This window comes from Candidatus Nealsonbacteria bacterium CG07_land_8_20_14_0_80_39_13, from assembly GCA_002779355.1.
GTDB lineage: Bacteria > Patescibacteriota > Minisyncoccia > Minisyncoccales.
Genome location: PEWS01000020.1, coordinates 1 through 3,170, shown reverse-complemented (window position 1 = coordinate 3,170; position 3,170 = coordinate 1). Strand labels below are relative to the sequence as shown.

Genomic DNA, 3,170 nt, shown 5'->3' with positions numbered 1-3,170 from the left:
AATTTTCAACTTACGCCACTTGGTGGATAAGGCAGGCGATCACCAGGGCCTTGGCTGATCAAGCCAGAACAATCAGAATTCCGGTTCATATGGTGGAAACAATATCAAAATATACTCAAGTAAAAAGACAACTCCTGCAGGATTTGGGCAGGGAGCCTTTGCCGGAGGAAATTGCTTCTGAAATGGGATTAGAGGTTTCTAAGGTTCATCATATAATGAAAATTTCCCAGCAGACTGTTTCCTTGGAAACTCCGGTCGGAGATGATGACGAGGACAGCGTTCTGGCTGAATTTATAGAAGATGAAAAAGCGGTTTCGCCGTCAGTAGAAGCGGCCAGGAATTTACTTAAGGAAAGATTGCAGGAAATTTTATCTGACCTGACGGGAAGGGAGCAAAATATTTTAGAAATGAGATTTGGTTTAGGAAACGGAGTGACTCATACCTTGGAAGAAGTGGGGCAGAAATTCGGCGTGACCAGGGAAAGAATCCGCCAGATTGAAGCTAAGGCTTTAGAGAGGATAAGGGAGCATGACTCCATCAGAAAACTCCGCGAATACTAAGCCAAAATTTTGGAATGTAGAATAAGACATACACTACATTGACATTCAAGGTTCGAGATGAGATAAATAGATAATGGGTTATTCAGGTAAATTAAACTTAAAATTGAAAGCTCGAGAATTAAGAAAGAAAGGAGTATCTGTGAAGCAAATACAGAAAAAGCTGAAAGTCTCCAGATCTTCGGTAAGTTTATGGGTTAGAGATGTTAAATTGACGAAGAAGCAACTTGAAAAATTGTATTTAAACAAAAGAACAGGAGCTCTTAGGGGATGTATTATCGCTGCGATGAATAAGATAAGAACAAGAGAAAAACTAACCAAAGCATTATTAAAAGAAGGCATAAGGGAAGTAGGAAAAATTTCCGAAAGGGATAAATTTATGGTCGGAATAGCGATGTATTTTGCGGAGGGAGAAAAAGCAGACAAGAACGTTGGTTTTAGTAATTCTGATCCTCGGGCAATAAAATTTATGGCAGATTGGTTCCGGAGGTTTTGCGGCGTTCCTGAGGGAAAATTTCGTTGCAGTTTATATCTTTACAATAATTTAAGTGAAAAGAAAGCGAAAATTTTTTGGTCTAAATTAACAGGGATTTCCTTGCTTCAATTCACAAAAAGTTATATTGTTAAAAACAATCCTAATAGGTTTAGAAAAACAAAACACGAATATGGTGTCTTGAGGATAACAATAAGCAATGTAAACTTGCACAGAAAAATAATGGGTCAAATTATGGGAATATTTGAGTAATTTTAAAAGTATATTTTCTCTGTTTTGTTCCGCGGTGGCGCAATGGTAGCGCGGATGCCTGTGAAATTTATCGCAGCTTTTCTGGGTAACCAGGATTGAAAAACAAAGTGAATTGTCGGGAAGCCTAAGACCAAAAAAGAAAAAGGTTATGGTAATCCGCAGCCAAGTTCCCCGCCTCTGGCGGGGAAAAGGTTCAGAGACTCACAGCGCCTTGCACCCCGCAGTATTGCGGGGTGATGATATAGTCCACGCCTCATGGAAACATGGGAATAAGTGTAAGCATTAGGTTGCAGGTTCGAATCCTGCCCGCGGAGCAAAGCAGAGAAAAACTATAGAAAGCAAGAAACAAAAATCGTTCCTCAATAAGTTCAGGACGATTTTTGTTTTTGAGAAACTTGACGGCGGATAGTCTTTGTTATAGCTATCGCGGGGTCAGACCTCACGATGGTTTTTTATTCATAATTTGTTTGAAGAAATTTGACAAGAGGGGAGTAATTTGAGAGATTGAAAGCAGTAAAATTAAGTTTTAAAATTAAATAAAAATGGACGAGAAAAATATCGAAAAAGACGACGAAAAAAGGGCTATAGCTGAAGCAAGTAAGGCTAATTTGCTTTTTTGTCTTTTGCCATAGGGATTGCATGGATAGTTTATTTAGTCTTTGACAACCAATGGCTGTCCCTAATTGCGTTGCCCTTAACTTGGGCGACAATTTTCATTCCGTATTTCTGGAATGAAATGATCAAAAAGAAAAGAATATCTTTTTGAACATACGATTGGGGGATTCCTCAATCTTTTTTTATTTATAATTCCAATGGTGGCAAAACTGTAATTAGCGAAGTGAGAAAAAATATAGTAAAATAAGTTTATGAACAACGAAATAACGCCGTCGGCTCCTCATAAAAATTTTGAGGGCATTAAAAAATTTGATGAAAATGGAATTGAATACTGGGAAGCCCGCGAACTGTTGCCCCTTTTGGGTTACGAAAAATGGGAAAGGGCAGAGGAAGTAATTGTCAGAGCTGTTCGCGCCTGCATAAACAGCGGCCAGGATGTGGATAACCATTTTCACCGAATAGGGAAAATGGTCAGGATTGGCTCAAACACGGTAAGAGAGGTAAGGGACTATAAATTAGATAGATACGCTTGCTATTTGATAGCTCAAAATGGAGACCCTAATAAAACAGAAATAGCGCTTGCCCAGACTTACTTTGCGATACAAACGAGGAAACAGGAAGTTTTTGAGCAGTTGCCGGACACGGCAAAAAGACTTTTTATTCGTAATGAGGTCATTAATCATAACAAAACTTTTTAGAACCGCTAAACGGGCGGGGGTAAGTCATTTCGGATTATTTAATGATGCCGGATATAAGGGTCTTTATGGAATGCCCTTGTCGGATATTGAAAGGCGAAAAGGAATAAAGAAAGGGGAATTATTAGATAGAGCCGGATCCACTGAATTGGCGGCTAATTTATTTCGCATTACTCAAACCGATGAAAAATTAAGGAAAGATAATGTGCAGGGAGAACATCCAGCCACCCAAGTTCATTTTATGGTGGGCGGAAAGGTCAGACAAACCATTAAGGAAATTGGCGGAACGATGCCGGAAAATCTACCCGCAGAAAAACATATCAAGGAAGTAAAGAAAGAAACAAAGCGATTGGAGAAGATGGAGAGAAAAAAGATTGAATGTAAAAAAACTTGATAGGGATTGAATTACTATCGCGGGGTCAGACCCAACAATGAACGTGGCTCTTGCGCTCTTATTGATTATGTCATATAATTTAACTGGATGTTAGGGCCCACAGCTACCCCTCAATCCGAACACTTAACGCATTCAACTTCAGACCTTGATAGTTGATTATTAAT

The 3,170-nt window shown here is 39.1% G+C and carries 1 protein-coding gene and 2 pseudogenes (1 of these 3 running past the window's edge); all 3 read left to right on the top strand.

Annotated features, from left to right (window positions below; translation table 11 throughout):
- Positions 1 to 560, top strand: a pseudogene (locus tag COS96_01375) (RNA polymerase sigma factor RpoD); it begins 712 nt to the left of the window's first position.
- A gap of 73 nt (positions 561 to 633) precedes the next feature.
- Positions 634 to 1,302 (top strand): hypothetical protein, encoded by a 669-nt coding sequence (locus COS96_01370; protein ID PIU43994.1) that lies wholly within the window; start codon positions 634 to 636, stop codon positions 1,300 to 1,302.
- 866 nt (positions 1,303 to 2,168) lie between these two features.
- Positions 2,169 to 3,006: pseudogene (locus tag COS96_01365) on the top strand (DNA damage-inducible protein D).
- The last annotated feature ends 164 nt before the right edge of the window (positions 3,007 to 3,170 follow it).

Excerpts from the sequence above, each read along its gene's own strand:
- COS96_01370 (PIU43994.1), top strand. The coding sequence starts at position 634 with ATGGGTTATTCAGGTAAATTAAACTTAAAATTGAAAGCTCGAGAATTA.